This window comes from Sphingomonas bacterium (assembly GCF_903643065.1).
In the GTDB taxonomy this organism is placed as follows: domain Bacteria; phylum Pseudomonadota; class Alphaproteobacteria; order Sphingomonadales; family Sphingomonadaceae; genus Sphingomonas.
Map to the genome: position 1 here is coordinate 1 of NZ_CAHJWX010000009.1, position 19,476 is coordinate 19,476.

9 protein-coding genes are annotated in these 19,476 nt (G+C 65.4%); 4 read left to right on the forward strand and 5 right to left on the reverse strand.

Annotated elements, in window-relative coordinates; translation table 11 throughout:
- Positions 1–53 precede the first annotated feature (53 nt).
- Positions 54–2,966, reverse strand: coding sequence for a hypothetical protein (locus tag HUU95_RS00780; protein WP_174278337.1), 2,913 nt, complete (start codon positions 2,964–2,966; stop codon positions 54–56).
- Between the two features lie 229 nt (positions 2,967–3,195).
- Positions 3,196–9,360 carry an ATP-binding protein gene (locus HUU95_RS00785; protein WP_174278338.1) on the reverse strand — a complete coding sequence of 2,055 codons (6,165 nt, stop codon included), beginning with the start codon at positions 9,358–9,360 and terminating at the stop codon, positions 3,196–3,198.
- A 603-nt stretch (positions 9,361–9,963) separates the two neighbouring features.
- Between HUU95_RS00785 and HUU95_RS00790 the strand changes: the two genes are divergently transcribed.
- On the forward strand, positions 9,964–10,251 hold the full coding sequence (locus HUU95_RS00790; protein WP_174278339.1) for a hypothetical protein: 288 nt from the start codon (positions 9,964–9,966) through the stop codon (positions 10,249–10,251).
- A gap of 211 nt (positions 10,252–10,462) precedes the next feature.
- Here HUU95_RS00790 and HUU95_RS00795 read toward each other — a convergent pair whose 3' ends face one another.
- From HUU95_RS00795 to HUU95_RS00805, 3 genes are all read right to left on the reverse strand, one after another.
- A complete protein-coding gene (locus HUU95_RS00795) occupies positions 10,463–12,328 on the reverse strand; it encodes a GmrSD restriction endonuclease domain-containing protein (protein WP_174278340.1) in 1,866 nt (621 codons plus the stop codon).
- A gap of 27 nt (positions 12,329–12,355) precedes the next feature.
- Entirely contained in the window at positions 12,356–15,820 is a 3,465-nt protein-coding gene (locus HUU95_RS00800) for a class I SAM-dependent DNA methyltransferase (RefSeq protein ID WP_174278341.1), read from the reverse strand.
- Positions 15,821–15,993: 173 nt separating this feature from the next.
- A complete protein-coding gene (locus HUU95_RS00805) occupies positions 15,994–16,890 on the reverse strand; it encodes a LysR family transcriptional regulator (RefSeq protein ID WP_174278342.1) in 897 nt (298 codons plus the stop codon).
- Between the two features lie 206 nt (positions 16,891–17,096).
- Here HUU95_RS00805 and HUU95_RS00810 point away from each other — a divergent pair, with 206 nt between their 5' ends.
- From HUU95_RS00810 to HUU95_RS00820, 3 genes are read left to right on the forward strand one after another with little or no spacing between them, the layout of a single operon-like run.
- Positions 17,097–17,369 (forward strand): (R)-mandelonitrile lyase, encoded by a 273-nt coding sequence (locus HUU95_RS00810; RefSeq protein ID WP_368039786.1) that lies wholly within the window; start codon positions 17,097–17,099, stop codon positions 17,367–17,369.
- A gap of 25 nt (positions 17,370–17,394) precedes the next feature.
- On the forward strand, positions 17,395–18,378 hold the full coding sequence (locus HUU95_RS00815; protein ID WP_174278343.1) for an aldo/keto reductase: 984 nt from the start codon (positions 17,395–17,397) through the stop codon (positions 18,376–18,378).
- Positions 18,379–18,401: 23 nt separating this feature from the next.
- Positions 18,402–19,259, forward strand: a complete 858-nt coding sequence (locus HUU95_RS00820; RefSeq protein ID WP_174278344.1) for an aldo/keto reductase — start codon at positions 18,402–18,404, stop codon at positions 19,257–19,259.
- Positions 19,260–19,476 lie beyond the last annotated feature (217 nt).

A 19,476-nucleotide genomic window follows, 5' to 3' on the forward strand; every position in this document is an offset into this window, starting at 1 on the left:
CAAGCGTGGCATAGTCCCGCACGACCGGGTCACCCCTCAACGGAAACCCCGGGTCAGCTCTCAGCAGAAATCAACAGCTTGACTGCCTCGCCCTCGCCGAAACCTAAGGTTGTGAGCCGTTGGACGAGCTCCGAACGCCGGAGGATTATCACGTCGCGGTGATCCGCGATTGCGAGATCGCATGTGGCGGCGCTCAGGTCGCCGAAGGTCCGCATGGAGCAGTGGAACTCGGCCTCAAGCGCGTGGACAAGTTCGGGCTCGAGCGATCCGCGGTCCTCGCGCGGGTTGGCCATCCTTTCTTGGTACCGCTCGATGTCCCGCTCACGCGATTCCGCATGCATGATGGTGGAGCTCGGTGTTAGCGTGTTCATGCCGAAGCTATGGTCGTAGAGAAGGTCGCCCGTCGGGCTGATGACGAGGCGGGGCGTGAGCCTGTCGCCCATCAGCGCCGGCAGGAGCTCGCAGTAGCCGAAGTGCTGGAGCGCGACGGCTCGCAGTTCATCGAGGTCCATTACGCCGACCGGGCTTCCGCCTTCCGCCGGCGCGTGGGATGCCGCCACTTCGGCGAGCATCGCGCACGCGCGCAGATTTGCGTTCGTGGCGTTACGATGCTCGAGGCTGACCTTGCCGTCGGCGTCGGCGCCGTGGATCCCGCGGAGCGCCCGCGCCGTGACGGCCCAATGCTGCTCGTCGGCGATGCTCGCCTGAAGCAGAGACAGCGACGCGGTGACCAACTCCAGGCGGTCGTAGTGCGCGACGGAGACGAGGAGGCGCTCAAGCGTGCGCGCATGCAGGGACTTGAGCAGGGCCGCGCACTTCTCCCGCCCCTCGATGACCGCTCCGGGGCCGTAGCCTACCCCGAAGGCATGGCCCTGCTTGACGATGGACACCGCCGATCGTGGGACCGGGCTGAACTTCCGTCCTATGACCTGGTGCAGCCGGAGCTGGTCCGCGACGCGCTCCGGATAGTAGGCGTGCCGCCAGCGGATATCGGGCGACGGCACTTTAGACCTTACCCGGCTGACTGCCGTCGCCCGATCAATCCTATTGCCGATGGCCTGCTGGATCGCCTCTAGCAGCCCGGCAGCGAGCGCAATCTCGGCGCGATTGTCCACGCGCCGAGCTCCCCCCTGCCAGCGGGCGGACGCGCTGACGGTGCCGGTGCGCTCGCTCAAATCGGCTGCGGCCGCGACGGCGTCATCGAGCTCCTGATCGGTCGGGAGGGTGGCAGCCAGGTCATCTATCGGTTCGAGGCGCAGGTCGATCATGACCGGCTTGGTCGATGCGTCGTCGCCATGGTCCACCAAGTCGGCGATCAGCGACATCCAGTGGAGCGCCGCCTTCCAGTTCTGGTAGCCATCGTTGAAGCGGCCGGACACTTCTGGCGATTCGAGGCGAAGCCAGATGGGGGATGACCCGACGAGCACCGCCCCGAGAAGAGTGCCTTGCCGAACCTCGCGGTAGGATGCGTAGATCGGCTCGAGGACGCCGAAGTCGGCGATCGGGTCGAGCCGTCCCACGGTCCGCCAGCTGCCGTCTGGCAGTTGGACGCCCCGCCGATCGAACGCGTCTGCAGCGCGTTTGCGGGCCTCGAACAGGCTGTCGGTCGGCATCGCGATTTTGATCGGAGGGACCAGGTCGCGCTTACCTTGGGGCACGAGCGTGTGGTCCGTCTGCCGCCACCATTCGTGCAGGTTGAGCGGACCGCTCAGGTTCTGAAGCTCGATCCCTTCGGACTGCACCATGTCCTCGAGGACGTCCAGCCTCCAGAAATCCGTAAGCGTGCCGTCCTTCGCGCCTCCAAGCGCCACCGCGTCGGTAACCTCAACGCCCGCGAAGCGCCAGGCGCTGAGGTCGTCGGGACGCCGGAAGTCAATGATCTCGCCCGGTCCCCATCCTCCCATGAGGTAGACGGTTACACCTGCCACGAAGCGGGGTCGGCCCTGGCAAGCCTCGTTCGCGGACCGCATGGATGAAATTATTCTGGCCTGCCGCTCGGGGTCAGCGGGCGCCATGTCGCCGAACCCGGGCTCACGCCAGCCAGAGAATCTTCCGGCGATCAGCTCAAGGTGGACGTAGCGTCCGGGTGCCTCCTCGCGGACCAGCGAGCGCGTGGCCTCCCCGAGAATCCATCGGGTCGGCACCTCCTCCAAGTTGGCGAAACCGGACTCGGCGAGACGCTCGGCCTGGACCGCGAGCAGCGCGTCGCCTATCTCCTGCTCCCGGTCGGTCTCGAGCATGTGGTCGACGATTGACGCGCGCACGGCCATGCTGATCGCGGCCGGCACAGCGAGCAGGATACCGGTCGGCGTGCGAAGCAGCGGACGCCTGTCGAGCGCGGCGCGGCCAGCCGCCGAACCAATCGTTGGTGGAAGATCGTCGCCTTCGATGATGAAGCGCTCGAGCAGTGCAGCTTCGAGGTTGGCCGAGGCGAGTGCGCTGGCCGACCAGTTCGGGTGGGCGGCCAAGGCCGACAGCCTCGTGTCGGGCGGCACGGGAACGTTGGCCCACTGCCGGCCACTTCCCGCGACCCGGAAGCCCAGGCCGGCGCGCTCAGCGGTGAGGTCGGAGAGCAGCAGCAGGGCGTGGGCGGAGGAAAGAGTCTCCAAGTCGCGTTCGTCGGCGATCCGTTCCGCCGCTTCCAGCAGGGTTTCGGTGTAGAACGCCGGGTGCGCCCACGTGCCGCAGATCAACCGCCTGTCGCCGTGCCGCGTCGAGACGGTTTGCAGAAACAGATCCTCCGATGGGTCCTCGAACCGCGAGATGTCGGATTTGCCAAAGTCGGAGTTGAGAAGGCGCTGGAGGTCGCTGCGGCCCGGTCGAGTTCCGCCGGTCGCCAAGCCGGCGACCAGGCGGCTCGCCCAGTAAAGCCGGACCGAGTGGACGTGCAGGCGCGGATCGAGCTGCAGCGCGGCGAGAGCGGACAATGCCGCGTTCCGGTCCCAGCGCGCGATCCTGCGACCCATCTGCTGGCTACGCGCAATCGCTTCCGCAGGAGTGGTGGGCAGAGGCCGGATGATTTTTGGGCTGAGTAGGGCTTGGGGCGCCAAAACTGTGGCATCGTCGTTCGGTGACGCTGAATCCGCGAAAGGTATTCTTACCATGGGCGCATGATGTTGCGCGCCACAGCGGCCGTCTAGAGCCGTTGAACTCAATACTCGTGAGCTGCAGTCCTTTCCGGCGCGCTACACGCTCTCAGGTTGCCGTCAGCGCCACCACTGCATGAGCACGGCTGACCTCTCGGTCTCCGCTTCGAGAGTAGCCGGTTTGACGCCTCGCCACGCGATGGCGCGCAAATGAGCGGATATGCGGTCGGAGCTCTTCCCAGCCCGCTGGCGTTGCCAGTACCAACCATCCCTCGGCGGCCGTTTCGTGCAGGCCTCCCGCATCATGAACGTCGACGTTCCCCTCAGCCCAGGTGACGCTTTCCGCCATCGTGCGACCCACAGAGTCGGTCCACCGGAACAGCCCCTCGTCGGCCAGCCGCCAACCCAGCGTGTGGCCGATCCTCGGATTGAGCGCGACGTAGCGGGAATGTGCGAAGATCGATCCACCGGCAATGACCGTGATTGGGATCGTGGCGTCGAACCCGATCGGTTCTGGGTAGTCCTGTGCAGCATAGCGCTCCTTGTGCAGGAGGCCGGCGATGTCGGGCTCGAGCTCCTCGGTGGGGAGGTCGCGGTGGGCGATCACCGACAATCTGTCCTCCTCCTCGCGATCCCCGTCGATGCTGACGACGTTCGTCAACTCCGCGAGGATCACGTCACCGGCAGGACTGCGGTCCGCTGCTGGAAGGGCGTCTCCGACTTTTTCAAGCCAGTCTTCGACCGGATGCTTGCCGACCTCCTTCCCGCGCGGGATCGCGAGCCACTCGGGGCGCGGCGCCGGCACGGCGAGGTTAGCCGGCGGATCGGCGACGAGAAGGTAGTACTCGATGAACCGGGGTGGCCACTCGAGTTCACCAGCGTCGCAAAGCTCCGCCAACAACCGGCCGAAGGCCTGCTGGGCAACGAGGGCCCTTGGACGGCGATGATCGAGCTTGAGGCCGACGGCTTCGGTCGAGTCGGTATAGGAGCGCTCGGCTTCCGCTGACCAGGCAGCCGGCTCCGCGACAGCGACCATCAGCGTCGCCATGCGCCTTGCCAGGACGCCGAACTCGTGGCCGCTCCGGCGACTGATGGCGCGTAGCGCGCCATGGTACATGCGGGTCAGGTCGATCGGATCAGTCGTGTTCGGCAGCGGTTCACCCGGGGTCAGCTCCTCGCCGCGGAGTGAGACATCGGGCTGCGCGGGCCTTGGCATGTGAAGGCGATACATCGCTGGCAGAGGCTTCGCGGGCGCTGGAGGCAGCGCGAGCCCGATCAGCTCGAGCGACTTCTGCGCAGCGAGCCGCGTGACGGCGGACTCCGAGATAGCCAGTTCCGTCAGCTTTGCCCTGAACGGGTCGCACAGGTCGGGCCGAATCCAAGCCAGGCAGGCGACGGTCGCCAACGCGGAATTGAGCGGCCAGTGGTCCGCCTCCAGGGCTACCAAGAGATCACGAACGACGGCGTCCGATCCCGCTCCGATCACGATCGCGTCGAGCAGGCCCCGCCTCGCGTCCCAGGCGAGTGACGCCGCCAGCGCGCGTAGATCGCGCAGCAGTAGCTCGAGCGCCGTCCTGCCTGACGGAATGCCGGACGACAAGTCCGGTGGCGTGAGTTGGCTGGTCTGGAGATCGGCCAAGGCGTTGAGATGCTGCGCCACCTCTCCCCATACGAGTTCAACGGGGGGCTTAGCGGCCATAGCGTCGATCAGGCCTTCAAGGCCGAGCACCATTTCGCTCGGCGCCATCGCGTGGCCGACATAGTCGTCGACGAACAGGCGCATGACCCTCGCGTCCGCATGCTCCGGGTCGATGAGGCGCAGACATCGCGCGGCGTCGAGACGCGACCCGCCATCATAATATTTCGACCAGCCTTGCGGGCGCCCCTGCTCCAAGATGACGCGGAGCGCCGCATCCGCGAGCGCCCGATCTTCCCAGTCGGCAGCTCCCCCGCAGAACCTCGCCGCGAGCCTCGCTGAACCAGCCAGGCCGAGCACGGCCACGGCCGCTCGGCGCGGGTCGGCTCCCGGGCCGCCCGCCAGGATCGCGGCCGCGACCTTGCCCCAATCCAGAGCTCCGATCGGCTTGGAACCGCTCAGCGCGTCGGCCAGTTCGCCGGGACGAGCCGCCAGCGCAAGTAAGGCTTCCAGATCCAGGATTTGTCCGTCGGTGCATTCGACACCAGCAGTCTTAGGCTCTTCCTCCACCTCTCTGGCGACTCGCGTAGACTCGATGCCTTCAAGCGCGTCCAAGTAGTGCTTTCCGCTTAAAGCGCGCGACGCGGTGACTTGCCTGAAGATCTCGAGGGCCGCGGCGACCGGATGTGCCTGCCTCAGCGGTGAGGCGCAGAGCTGACGCAGTGCGTCCGCGAGGCGCTTGTTCCAGCCATGGTAGGGCAGGATGAGCCGACTGGCCGCGATCAGGCCGCCCGCCGCGCGCTCGGCCTCTCTGCACTCGAGTTCGGCGGCAAGCAGCGCGGCGATGACGGTCCCGCGGTTGCCCACCCCCTCATCCAGCAACCAGCGTCCAGCAGCAAGGGCGGCCTCCGGCCAGGTGCCGGCCAGCGCGTGAAGCAGGTCCTCCGTCGCGTCGGAGGCGCCGCGCCCGCGCTTCGCGTCGTAGAGCAGCGCGGCTAGCCTGAGAACGAGACCCCCGGCGTCGAGAACGACCTGTTCGCTCGCCCCGGCTTGGATCAGCCGGCGCACCCAAGCGGCCCAGTCCTCTATCTGGCGATCCTTATGATGGTAGATGCCGAAGCTCAGCCGATGCATGTCGCGCAGCGCGCGCTCTGCTCGGTCACGTCGTCCCAAGCGGAGCCACGCGCGCGCGCGCGCTTCGAGCTCTTCAAGTCTTTCGTTCAGCTCCCAATTCGCGTCCAGTTCGCCATGCGCCTCGTCCAGGAGGCGCTCCGCGGTGTCTGCGTCATCATCGAGGAAGAAGCATGCCATGACGATCCGACGCTTGGCGTCGTCGGGCCAGCCGATCTGATCGCGGCTCCGCGGCGACCGCCATTCCTCGACGAAGGCGTCCCGAGCCGCTCGCAGGACGTCCGGGCCGTGCGCCCAAGCGGCATCGAGAGCGCGCTCGGTCAGCTCTCGGGCCGCCATGTTGACCGTGTTCCAGTCGTGCCAGTGCACGACCTCGCGCCAATCCCTTCGCCGTAGTGCCAGTACCGGTCGAAGTCTCCTGACGAACTCCTGCGGACCTATTGCGCGGCCTGACAGGGCTTCCCCCCAGAGGGTCCCTACCAGGATCACCTGGCGCTGAAACAGGATGCGACCGAGATCCCAGCTCTGGTCGGTCTCCCTGATGCTCGCCGGATCAAGCGGGCGGCCCAAGGCTGCGGCTGCGCGTGCCTGCCGAAGCAGGGGCTCGAGTTGGGCGAACGGGCGTTCGTCACTGTAGTTGAACGACTTGAGCGTGATGGGTGTCGTTCCCATCGGCAGGTACTCGGCCGCCCGGTGCGAAAGAGACGGGAGACGCACGAGCACGTCCGCGAAGTAGGCCCGGTCCGCATCGTCGGCGTCCTCAGGCGGCACGGCGGCCAGCACACGCTCCATCGCGGAGACCGGATCATCGACCACGGAGCGGCCCTCGGCGAAACGTATGGCCGTCCGGAAGTCGAGACGGAGCAGGACGATGTCGCCGTAACCGCAACCTCGCACCATCGCCTGCAGGTCGCGGTACGATGCCTGATCCTTCGCATCCTGGATCGAGGTGCCGAGCGCGAGCAGCGCATCGACCCTGACCGCTTCGTTCGCTTCCGCCACATCCGACGGATCCTCTGCCTCCCCGTCGCCGTCGAACTGCGGTCGTCGCAAGACCGAGCCGCGAACCTGGCCGATCGCCGCCACAACGGCGCCGAGCGATCGCACCATCCACGCGCCTCGGGCCCAGTCCGCTAATACCTTGGCATCCGAGCGATCGGCGGTCGCGACGCCAGAAAGGATGTCGACCGGCTCGGCCGCGTCCAGCACGCGTCCGGCGGTCTCCTGGTCGTCCGCCGAGACCATCCTCGGGACCCAGCGCAGGGCGACACCGTCGGAGACGAGGATATCGTTGCCGAGGATCAACTTGGCAGCGCGGTCGGCAGGCGCAGTCAGCTCGAGTTGCAGGTCCTGAAGGTCGACCTGGTCGAGCGACTCCTCGCGCTCGGCGAGCTCCTTGTTGATCAGCAGCAGACCGGCAAGCGCTGCAACGTCGAGTTGGTCGGCCGTGGCGGCAAGCGCACGATCGATGTCCTCCCGGATGTCCGCGAGAGGGCGCCCCTCCATCCATTGCTCGCGAAGGCGCCCCTGTCGCGTCGCCTCGATTAGCCCGACCGCATCGCCGGCAGCCGCCATATGATGAGCCGCCTGCCATCGCATGGCGGCGTCCCGGTCGGAACGGACTGCCACAGCTGCCAGGCGGCGGTGCAGGTCGGCCGCCGCTACGGGGTCGACGCGTCCGAACGCGTCGACCCCCGTCCGCCGGAGCAGGAACTGGCGGAAGCTGTCGTGGAAGAACGCCCAGACGTCGCTCGTGAGTTGGTTGAAGAGGTGGCCGGCGGTCCGCACCAGGCGCTCCAGCACCGGGCGCTCGCCGAGCGCGGCCATGGTGTCGAGGGATACGGGACCGCGCACCCGGCAGACGAGGGATAGCAGCGCCCTCAGTTCCGGGTCCTCCGCCAATCCCGCCCAATAGGCGTCGTACTCCGCCTCGATGTCGGCGCCCGTCGCCGAGGCACCGTGTCGCAGGGCCATCCAGGCCTCGGTCGCCGGCCCCGAAAGTCGCTTAATCAGGTAAGCCAGCGCGAGCGGGTGACCTTCCGATGCTGCGAAGATGCGGTCGTCGTCGCCGAGCTCCAGCTGACCATTCTCGAGAAACGCGTGCACGATTGAGTAGACCGAGCCCCGCGAAAGCGGCGCCATGCGGATCGTGCGACCGTCCTCTCCGAGTTGTCGGCGGATGGACCGCATCGCCGGCGACCGGCTCTCAAGGCCAACCGGCTGCGTGCCTAGGACGATGAACACACCCTCGGGGACCGCCGAGGGCGGCGGGAGTTCGTCGATGAGGGATCGGCTTGGGTTCTGCTCCCGTTCGATGTGGTCGAGCCCATCGACCAGGATCACGGTCCTCCCGCCAGCCTTCCTCAGCTCGCCCAGCAGCTCGATCAGTCTCTCACGAAGTTCATCGACCGAGGTGGGAAGCGCCTCGAAGCGGCTCGCCGTTCCCACCCCGAGGTCCTCGATGGCGACGCACAGGTCGTGGAGGAAGGCAGCCGCCTCACCCCGCCCTGTCCGTGGGTCGTCCCGCACAAATGCATAGTATCGGACGAGGCGGAAGCCCTCCCGGTAACGCAGTGTCTGGGTGAGAGTGGTCGATTTGCCGGCGCCCGGCGGGCCGGTCAGGGCGAGGTAGCCGCCTTCAAACCTGGCAAGTGCCTCATTCAGCGCCGCGATTGTGGCCCCGATCGGCCGGTAGAGCTTCTCGTTCACCGGGAAGTCGTGTCGAAATCTGCGCTCGAAGCGCTGGTCCCATGCCAGATCGGCCAGGAGCGCGTCCGGCCGCAACTCGACGACACCGGTGCTTTCGGAGACGCGGCGCATAAGCGCCCCGGCGAGGAGTTCGATGTCGGCGTTCCGTCGCAGCCGCCGTGGCCCATCCTGCCCGGGAAGTCGGAAGTCCAGATCTAGCTCGCAGTCGGCGAGGAACTCGTCGAGCTCGCGACCTTCCAGGTGGACGGCTTCGATCACCCTCTCAATCAGCGGTCCCCAATCCCTTCGGATGCGGCTGCTCACGTCGGTCCAGTGTGCGCGTTCGGGAAAGGCGTGCCGGAGGAACGCCTGCAGGTGAAGACGCCGCTCTTTTCCGGGGCTGGTCGCTCCGTCGCGAGCCGTAGGCGCGTCGTGCATGAGGTAGTGGGCGTGCACTCTGCGTCCGGGTTGGGCCGCGCGGAGCGCGACCCAACCGTCGGCCATCAGGCGGAACGGGGCCGGATACGGCTTGCCCGACACCGATGACTCCTCGACGAGATCGCGGAAGCGAACCTCGTTCCGGTACTCGGACCATTTGATCTGGTAGGCGTCGATGCGACCTGGTCGGGCGATGATCACGTCGTCGAGACGCCCCGCCTCTGGATCGACGAGGCGCACCCACTCGAGGTCGCGAGAAAGCAGCGCATCGTAGATGAGCGTGGCGGCGACCCTGTATTGCGCGGAGAGGTTCCGTATCGCCCGCCGCTCGCCGTCAGCCGGTCGCGTTCCGACGCGCTCAGCGCCCTTGCCCTTCGTCATCTCATCGGTCTAGCAGGACGGTACGGTGCTCTCCATCTGTTTTGAGCCTGATTTGTTCTGCGCCGAAGGTCTCGGCACATCGTATCGAGGCTCATCGGGCATCGCAGCGTCACGACCTTGTCACTTGAACCCGCTCCCGCTCGCGCCTGGGCGTTATGTGGCCGTGCCGCATGCATCGGATCGGCGGCGGCTTAGGTCCGCTTAGTTCAGGCTGTGGACTGAACCTGTCGTTGTGCTTTTCAACCCATTTTCCGGTTCTAGAGGGGATAGCGGCCATCTTGAAGTGGCGTGCTGCGGAGTTGAACGAGCGGCGGCTTTCGGGCCACAGTCGAGGTCGTCTAAGCGGCTGGAATTGGGTCGAACTCGAGAACGCTCATTCTGCCCGCCTCCAAAGAGACGGACGCGCGCTGATGTAACTATTTATAAGTCCTTACCAGGTACCGAAAGGACATGCCAGGATCGGGTCAAAAGTACGCGCGTGAGTTGTTCGCTCGCCATCTATCCAAGTCGCAAGAGGCGCTGTTCGCGGGGAGGATGGTGGACGCACCATTTCGAGGCGCTCTTGCAGAGTTATTTGTCACTCACAGAATAGGTTGGAATTGCGTGAGCGGCCCAGAAGTAGACAAATATGATGCGCTTCGTGACGACGTAAAAATCGAAATCAAGTCTAGCATCAACGGGCGGAAGCCGTCGACTAAGGGCAAGGAGTATGACGAGTTCTGTTGGCTGCAGCTTGAGCGCCGCGGCGCTGAAATCTGGGCGACGCGATTAACGGTGGCGCCCAAGTACGAGCCCCATACAGTCGACTGTTTGGGAGGGGAGGTGTGCATCTTCGATGCTAGTCTTGCGTCTGAAAGCAATGACTGGTTGCACGAATCCAACCTGATCTAAGTGGCGTTCCGCTGAGGCTACGCGTGAGATACTGACGGTTGCCGAAGGCCGCCTGGGCGCCCATACAATTGGAGGCAGACGGGCCTTCGATGTCCCGGATCGCATCGAACCTGCCGAGGTGAACGAACGGCAGAAGTTGAAAAGCGCCGAGTCCCGTCTCAGCGTCGCCTTCTGGGTCGTAATCAGGATCGATGCTGACCACAGCGTTCCATCACGCTGCCTCCTCCAGCGTTTCTTCCTCGTCCAACCCGAGGGCATCGTCTGCGATGCCTTCCTGCGGCACTTCGCTGCCGACCACCGCCTTGCCCATCGCCTCCGACGCCAGTGCCGCGAGCCGCGCCTCGCGATCAGCGAAGAAGCCATCGAAATCGTCGGCGCGCAGCAGCTCTGGGTCGATCAGATGGGTGCGCAGGATCGCGTCAAGGGCTTCCGCGCTGCCGCCTGGCCGCTTCTCGATCCGGGCTAGATAGGTCGATGGCGCGCTGCCCCCGATCGCCCGGTTGCTCTCGGCGGAGAGCGCGGTTTTGTTGATGATCGAATTGTAGCGTTGGGGTGGGATGCCCCGCGCCTCGCACCATGCCTTTGGGAAGATGTGGTGGATGTCGAGCGGATTGGCGTAGACGGTCATCAACTCCACCGGCTTGCCGCTGATGAAGTCGCGACATCCGCTGCGCATTAGCAGCGCGTGGAACCCCTTGTAAGCGGCCGAGCCGCGCGAGCGCAGGCTGTGGAGCCGCTGCGCCTGGAAGATCGCCTCATGGTGCGTCCGCGGCACTGGCCCGCCATCCAGCCATGCCGCAAGTTCGGGCACGTCGCGCGCGATCTTGGTCTCGGTACTAGCGCCGTAGTACTCGCCGAGCACCCCGGCCCAGTACCAATGCGCTAGCCGGTCGCGGTAGGCGGCATTTCGGGCCGTCGCGCCGAGCGTCGCGAACAGGGCGGCGAGCGCCACCACCTGGGGCGGATAGGGCACGTCACGTCCCCACAGGATCTTTTGCTCGTTGAGGAAGCTACCCGCCTCGACGAACCCGGCCTCCACTGCGTCGGCATGCTTGCGATACGCGGTGAGCGGCAGCGCCAGCACCGTCTCGCGCTTGCAACTCACCTGCGGCAGGTCGAGACCCTGCTTGCCAGCCGCGGCTGCCTCGGCGCGCTGCTCCTGAGTGTGCAGGATGGCGCAGGCTTGAAGAAAGTCGAGGCTGCCGAGCCAAGCATGAACGCCGTGATCTGGCGTCGCCTTGCGGATGCGGCCCAGTCGGCCATGCTCCTGCGGCGTGCCCGACCAGTCGCGCCGCAGGTCGAACTCGGACCCTGCGTAGATCGCTGTCACCAGTTCGAAGGCGTCGAGCTTCACCCCGCCCACATTCACCTTCTCAAAGATGGTGCAGACCGCTTCGCGCCCATTATCCTTAAGCAGGCGGATGATCGGCATCTCGTACTTCTGGATACGCTTGATCACCGTCTGCTTGAACAGCTTCTCGGTGTCGCGGGTATCGACCTCCCTCTCACGCCAGTAATCGCGCCAGCCAAACAGCCAGTCATCCTCGTCGAAGACACGGTCGAGCGGGAACATGTGAGCCGCATACTGCAACTCTGGCGTTGAGAGATCGAGGTCGACCTCTCGACCGAAGTCTCTCATCCGGCGCTTGTCGCCTGGCATGATTTCAATGGCGTCCTCAAAGGGCACGCCGGCTGCTACCGCCTTGTCGACGTTGAGGAATAGGTGCCGCTCGACCTTCTGATTCTTGGCGTTCTTGAGCAGTGCCGGGCGAGGGCTCCACAGCACTTGGTAGAGCGACGTCATCCGTTGTTGCCCGTCGAGCAGCAGCAGATCTGGTTCTATTGGTTTGTTGAGCATGACCCCTTCGACCAGACGGGGCTGGAAGTCCACCTCGCCGCCACGCTCAAGCAGGAGCAACGCGCCGACGGGATATCCCTTGGCGATGCTTGCCAGCAGGCTGACAACCGCCTCTTCCGCCCACACATAGTCGCGTTGAAATTCGGGCAGCTGGAGGCTGCCTTCGTCGACCTGTTCAAGCAGCTTCTCAAGCGTGTTTTTGGTGCTGTCGAAACTCATGCGGTCATCCCCCCTGCACGCGACGTTCTACGCCGCATAACGCCCGTCATTGAGGCAACGAGCCATGCCTAGTCCGGCCAGCGCATCGAGCACCGGACGGACAGTTGCAGCACGTTTGCCCTGAAAGCTGCGGGCGATGTCGCCTGCGCCGAGCGGCTTGGGCGCGGCTGCGAGGATCGACTGCACCGCGCCGACCTGCTCGGGCAACGTTGCAGGCCAGGGAACGACGTTGCTGACCGGCGCCACCGCCTCGCCGAGGTCGAACGTGGTTGCGATTGGCGCGCGATAGCCGGGGTCCTGGAACTCGGGGCGCAGATAGCGCACCATCCCGCGCGCCTCCTCCGCCGTCCGCTCCTTGTTGAGCGCGACGAGGCGGGTGAGGATCGTCTCCTCGTCCAGCGTGCCGCCGCGATGCTCGTCTCCCCAGCCATAGGCGTCCGCCACGCCCTCATCAATGGCGTCGTGATGCTGGCGGATCAGCGTGACGAGCCCGCGATCGTGCATTTCGCGCTCGGCGGCTGTGAGCACGCGGCCTTCTCGCAGGGCTTCGAGGACGTTGTAGAGCTTGGTGAGCGTCAGGTCTGCATGCTCGGCGAGCACGCGCTTGCGGAGAGCGTCGAGCGCTTCGGCTTCGGCGCGGACGACGGCTGCGACCGCCTCAGGAGTACTGGCGGGGAACGGAAACGGATCAAGGCAATGCGATTTGACGTATACCAAATCGTCGCCCATCCCGAGACGGCCACCCGCGGCTGATGCCCAGGTGACGTGAAATCTGCTCGAAAGCACGCCCAGGTGATAGGCGTCGGGCAGTGCGATCACAGTCAGCTTGTTGTCAGGTGCGATCGAGCTCGGGAGAAACTGAAAGATCCTATGCTTCATGGTCTCTACTGTAACGATAAAGCGCTCTAGTCCCCGCAAAGCCTTCCTTATCTCAGGACGTGGCCAGCCAAAGACCCACCAGTTATCGCGAATGGAGTCGCGGCGGTTGGCGTCTCGAACAGGTTTCACGTGTAGGGATAGGTGCTGGTATATCGCAGGAGCTTCGTGTTTCAGCTTTGTTTCATCGTAGCCAAAGGCATCGATGACAAAAACGCCGCGTGGTCTTGACGTAAGATCACGGCCATTCCGATACTCCCGGATTAGACTGTCTACTGTGTCGTCCTGCCCTCTACCTAAGCGCCTGGCTTCTTCTTCGGTTAGAATAAAGCCGTTCCCGTATAGAGCATATCCGAGAGATGAAATTCGTTCATTGGCGCGCAAAGGAGCAGATTGTGTCACATCTGCTCCCACTCGGAGATCCGCGCCAATCATGCCGTATAGCAGCACCAAATCGACCCGTTCAGGCGCTTGAGTTTCGTCTGCAACTTGGAGCAGACGGCCTTCCGAACTGCCTTTTTCAGCGACAGTCATCGCAATGCGCACCGCAGCGCCGTCTTTCTCGTTCACCCAAGGGTGGTTGGGAACGGCAAAGACAATGCTCAAACGGTCCTTAGCGTCGAGATGCTTCGAGACAACTCTACGACTGAAAGTCTGGGTGATAGAATTCGTCGTAACAAAACCGAAGGCGCGTGCCTGACCGCGGCGTACAATCTGGGCAGCCTTGTTCCACCAATGCATCACTAGATCGGCGCTTTCTGGCACATCAGTCGTGGCAAAAAGCGCGGAGAAGTACCCGTCTCCTATAGCCGCGCGTAGACCAACCTTTCCGATGAAGGGCGGATTTCCGACGATGAAGTCGGCTTTTGGCCATGCCGCCGCGCGTGGGTTGACGTAACGATAAACTTCCACCTGCGCGGCCTCGTCGGGCACCGGTTTGCCCGTGATGGAATGCGGCTTCATCGTCTCGCCGTCCCAGCGGGTGAGCGGCGCGCCGGACGCGCCCCGCTCCAGTATGCGCTCGTCATAGTCGATCAGCGCATCGCGGTTCTCGATAGTGCGAATATCACGCAGGATCGGCTCGGGCGGTGGACGGTCGGCGCCATTCACGCGGAAGTGCCATTGGAGGTAGCCGATCCATAGCACCAGCTGCGCGATGGCGGCGGCGCGCGGATTGATCTCGATGCCGAGAAAGTTTTCCGGCGTGATCGTGTGGCCGGTGAGCTCGGCGAGGTACTGGTCGTCACCGAGGTCGACCAAGAGGTCGAGCACCTCGCCTTCCAGCTCCTTCATTCGCGCCATCGCGACGTAGAGGAAGTTGCCGGTACCGCAGGCAGGATCGAGCACGCGGGTCTGCGCAAGCCGCGTATGGAAGGTCTCCACCGTGCGGCGCGCTTCGTCCACCTTGCGCTGTTCGATCAGCTCGGTCGCGGCGACGCGCACGCCCGCCCAGTCGGCGCGCAGCGGCTCGATGATCGTCGGCCCGACCAGCCGCTCGACATAGGCGCGCGGTGTGTAATGGGCGCCCAGCTTGGCGCGTTCCTTCGGGTTGAGCGCGCGCTCCAGCAGCGTGCCGAAGATGGCCGGTTCGACCTCCGTCCAGCGATGCTCGGCCGCCTGGATCAGCACCTCCAGCTCCTCGGCAACGAGCGGGATGGCGGTGCGATCCTTGAACAGATAGCCGTTGAACTTCCGCAGCGGCACGCCGAGCGCGGGAGAGAACTCGCCGGCATCCATCGCCGCCCACAAGGCGGTGAGCTGGTGCTCAAGGTGCTGCGGTGCCGCCCGCTGGGCCTTGAGCAGGTTGGTGAAGCTCTTCTCCGGAATCAGCCCGCTGTCTTCGGCGAACATCGTGAAGAGCAGGCGCATGAGGAAGCCGCTGGTGCGCTCCGCGGTGTGGCCGCGCTTCTCCAGCCGGCGGGCGACGGTCGCGAGCAGGTCCGCGATATCGCGGGTGACGCGCGCCGCGCGGGCGGCGGGATCGAGGCTGGTGGGCGCGTCCCAAATCGCCGCCAGCCTCTCGCGCACCTCAGAGTCGCGCAGGTCGTCGAGCATGATCCGATATCGCGAGCGATCGGGAAATTGGGCGTACGACTTCCCCGTGCCGGAGAAGTCGGCATAGACCTCGATACAGTAGCCGATGTCGGCGACGAGCAGGAACGGCGGCCAGCCGTGATCCGCCGGAAGCGCTTTGGCGTAGCGCTCGGCCTGACCCTTCGCCTGCACCATCGCCTTCGCCCAACCGGGCGTACCGCGCCGCGCGGTGCCCCGCTTCAGGCGTGCGGATGCGGTCTGGCCGAACAGGTCGAGATCGTCCTCGCCACGCTCGGCAGCGGCGCGGTCGGCCTCGCTGCCCTGCTTCGCTTCGAGGACGAACGCGCCACGCTTGTAGCAGTCGATCCGGCCGAAGCTGACTGTTCCGTCGCCATTGTCCTGGAAGACGCGGCGCTCGAACACATAGTCGTTCAAGGCGTCATCGGTGCGGCTGCCGCGCGGCGGTTCGACCCCGATCAGCCGACACAGGCCATTGATGAAGCTCTGCGTGTTCGCGAGCTCCGAACCTCCCGTGTCGCGCCACTGCGCGATAAAGTGCTCGACGTCAGAAGCTTCCCCCATGCGAGCACCTTAAGGTGTCGGCAGCGGCTTGAGCAACACCGTCAGGGGCAACAGCGGCAGACGCAGCCTAGCGGACGATTGTGTTGATGAACGAGCGTCCAGCTTCGGGGAGGGCTTAGGGCGCTCGGAATGACCGTTTGTGGGTCGAGGCAGTCAGCGCGTGGCGAGCAGTCTTATGATTTCTTGTGTCGAAGAGCCTCCACCAACAAGGTAAAAACGGCCGATGGCTGGCGGCGGCTGGGATAATATAGGTGATAGCCCGGGAACGACGGACACCAGTCGTTGAGTACCCGGATGAGGCGACCGTCGGCGACCTGTGCTGCAATCTGGTTCTCCATGACGAAAGCAAGGCCGAACCCGGCCTCGGCCGCACGGGTGATCAGGTTGATGTTGTCGAACGCGAGCTGCCCGTCGACCCGGACGCGAACCTCTCGGCCGTCCTTCTCCAGTTCCCAGGCGTAGAGGCCGCCGCCGCTCAGCAGGCGCAGGTTGATACAGCGGTGAGCGGATAGGTCCTGCGGCGTCGTCGGCGATGCCCGCCCGGCGAAGTAGGACGGCGAGCCCACCACCGCCATGCGAAGGTCCGGCCCGATGCGCACCGCGACCATATCCTTGGCGAGCGCTTCACCCAGCCGCACGCCGGCGTCGAAGCGCCCTGCGACGATGTCGGTGAAGCCGGAGTCGACGCTCAGCTCGACGTGCACGTCCGGGTGATCGGGCAACAGCCTGGCCAGCGCGGGCCATAGAATGGTGTCCACGGCGTGCTGCGAGGCGGTGATCCGGATATTGCCAGCCGGCTTCTCGCGCAGCGCGCCGACGACCGCGAGCTCCTGCTCGATCTGTTCGAGCGAGGGCCGCAGGGTAGCGAGCAAGCGCTCGCCCGCGTCGGTCGGGGCTACGCTGCGGGTCGTGCGGGTTAGCAGCCGCACGCCGACACGTACCTCCAGCCTGCGCATGGCGTGGCTGAGCGCCGACTGCGAGGTGCCGAGCTTCGCGGCCGCCCGGGTGAAGCTGCGCTCTTCGGCGACAGCCATGAAGGCGTTCAGGTCGATGAGATCGTCGCGCTGCATTCGTGAATCATACGCATAGGTTCATGCCGATCCTAGCGGCTAATCGCATGGCATAGTCGGGCCTAGATGATTGTTCGAAGGAGACGACCCATGAAAATCAAGCGCAGCGGCACTCAGGCGTCGGCGGGCGGTCCCGCCGAATGGTTCACCGGACAGGTGAGGATCGACGCGCCGTTCACGGCAGCGGCGCGCTCAGCGGCGCGACGGTGACGTTCGAGCCCGGTGCGCGCACCGCGTGGCACACGCATCCGCTCGGACAGACGCTGCTGGTCGTCGCGGGACTTGGGCGCGTGCAGCGCGATGGCGGACCGGTCGAGGAGGTCCGCCCCGGCGACATCGTCTGGTTCGAGCCGGACGAGAAGCACTGGCATGGTGCCGCGCCGGGCCGCGCCATGAGCCACGTCGCCCTCGCCGAGATGAAGGACGGCAAGGTCGTCGACTGGCTCGAGCACGTCACCGACGAACAATATCGCGGCTGACGCGGCCGCTACAGGAGCAACGAACATGCAGAAGCGCATCCTTGGCCGTAGCGGCCTTGAAGTCTCAGCTATCGGACTCGGCTGCATGGGCCTGAGCTTCGGCTATGGACCGGCGATAGACCGTAGCAAGGCGATCAAGCTGATCCGCGCGGCATACGAGCGCGGCGTGACCTTCTTCGACACCGCCGAAGCTTATGGCCCCGGCGTCAACGAGGAGGTCGTGGGCGAGGCGCTGGAGCCGGTCCGCGATCAGATCGTGATCGCCACCAAGTTCGGCTTCACGAATGGGGTTCCCGCCGAAGGACTGGACAGCCGCCCCGAGCGCATCCGCCAGGTCGCCGATGAGGCACTGCGGCGGTTGGGCACCGACCGCATCGACCTGTTCTATCAGCACCGCGTCGATCCGGACGTGCCGATGGAGGATGTCGCCGGCACGGTGAAGGAGCTCATCCAGGCCGGCAAGGTCGCCCATTTCGGCCTGTCGGAGGCCGGTCCGGAGTCGATCCGCCGGACGCACGCGGTGCAGCCGGTCACCGCGCTGCAGAGCGAGTATTCGATGTTCTGGCGCGAGCCGGAAGCGGAGATCCTGCCGCTGCTCGAGGAGCTGGGCATCGGCTTCGTGCCGTTCGCGCCGCTCGGCAAGGGTTTCCTGACTGGCAAGCTCGACCCGAAGACGGTGTTTACCAAGGACGATTTCCGCAGCACCGTCCCCCGCTTCCAGGCCGACGCGATGGCGGCGAACCAGGCGCTCGTCGATCTCGTCGGCACGGTCGCGGCCGAGAAGGGCGCAACGCCCGCGCAGGTCGCGCTCGCCTGGCTGCTTGCGCAGCGGCCCTGGATCGTGCCGATCCCCGGCACCACCAAGCTGCACCGGCTGGAAGAGAACCTGGGCGGTGCGGATGTGGTGCTGACGAGCGAGGACCTCACCCGCATTCAGCAGGCGCTCGGCACCATCGAGGTTCAGGGCGACCGCTATCCCGCCTCGCACCAGCGCCTCATCAATCGCTGAGCCAATCACGAGAAGGACCGTCCATGACCAGCAACGTCCCCGCCGTCACCCTGAACAATGGCGTCGAGATGCCAATCCTCGGCTTCGGCGTGTTCCAGGTGCCCGACCCCGCCGAATGCGAGCGCAGCGTCCGCGACGCGATCGACGTCGGCTATCGGCTGCTCGACACCGCCGCTTCCTACGGCAACGAGGAGGCGGTCGGCAACGCGATCCGCAACCACGGGATCGACCGCGCCGAGCTGTTCGTCACCACCAAGCTGTGGACCCAGGACGCCAGCTACGAAGGGGCGCAGGCCGCATTCGAGCGCTCGATCAACAAGCTGCAGCTCGACTATCTCGACCTCTGGCTGATCCACCAGCCCTATGGCGACGTGTACGGCGTCTGGCGGGCGATGGAAGAGTTGCACAGGGCCGGCCGCATCCGCGCGATCGGCGTCAGCAACTTCTACCCCGACCGCCTGGTCGATTTCGTGCTGCATAACGAGATCGCGCCCGCGGTGAACCAGATCGAGATCCATCCCTTCCACCAGCAGGCAGACGCGCAGAAGACGCTGGAGGAGTACAAGGTCCAGCCCGAAGCCTGGGGACCGTTCGCCGAGGGCAAGAACGGGCTGTTCAGCAACGACGTGTTGCAGTCGATCGCAGGCAAGCACGGCAAGAGCGTCGCGCAGGTCGTCCTGCGCTGGCTGACCGAGCGGGGCATCGCCGCCATCCCGAAGTCGGTGCGCAAGGAGCGCATGGCCGAGAACCTGGCGATCTTCGACTTCGCGCTGGATCAGGGCGACCTCGCCGCGATCGCCACGCTCGACCAGAAGGCCAGCAGCTTCTTCGATCATCGCGACCCGGACATGGTGAAGGCGCTCGGCACGCGCAAACTCTGAGTGGGATCGGCTCGCCTGCCGGCACCTTCCACCAGCTCAGGCTTTAGCCGATGCGTGGGAGTGCTCTAAAGGGACGTCGGATCGACATGAACAAGCGGTCGGTTCCGGGAAAGGGCTGAGTGCCGCCTAATGTCCGCTCCTGGGTCGAGTCGCTCGGATCAGCGCGCATCCGACATGCTTCTCGCGAGACTTGCCACCGACGCAGCATGATCGAGGG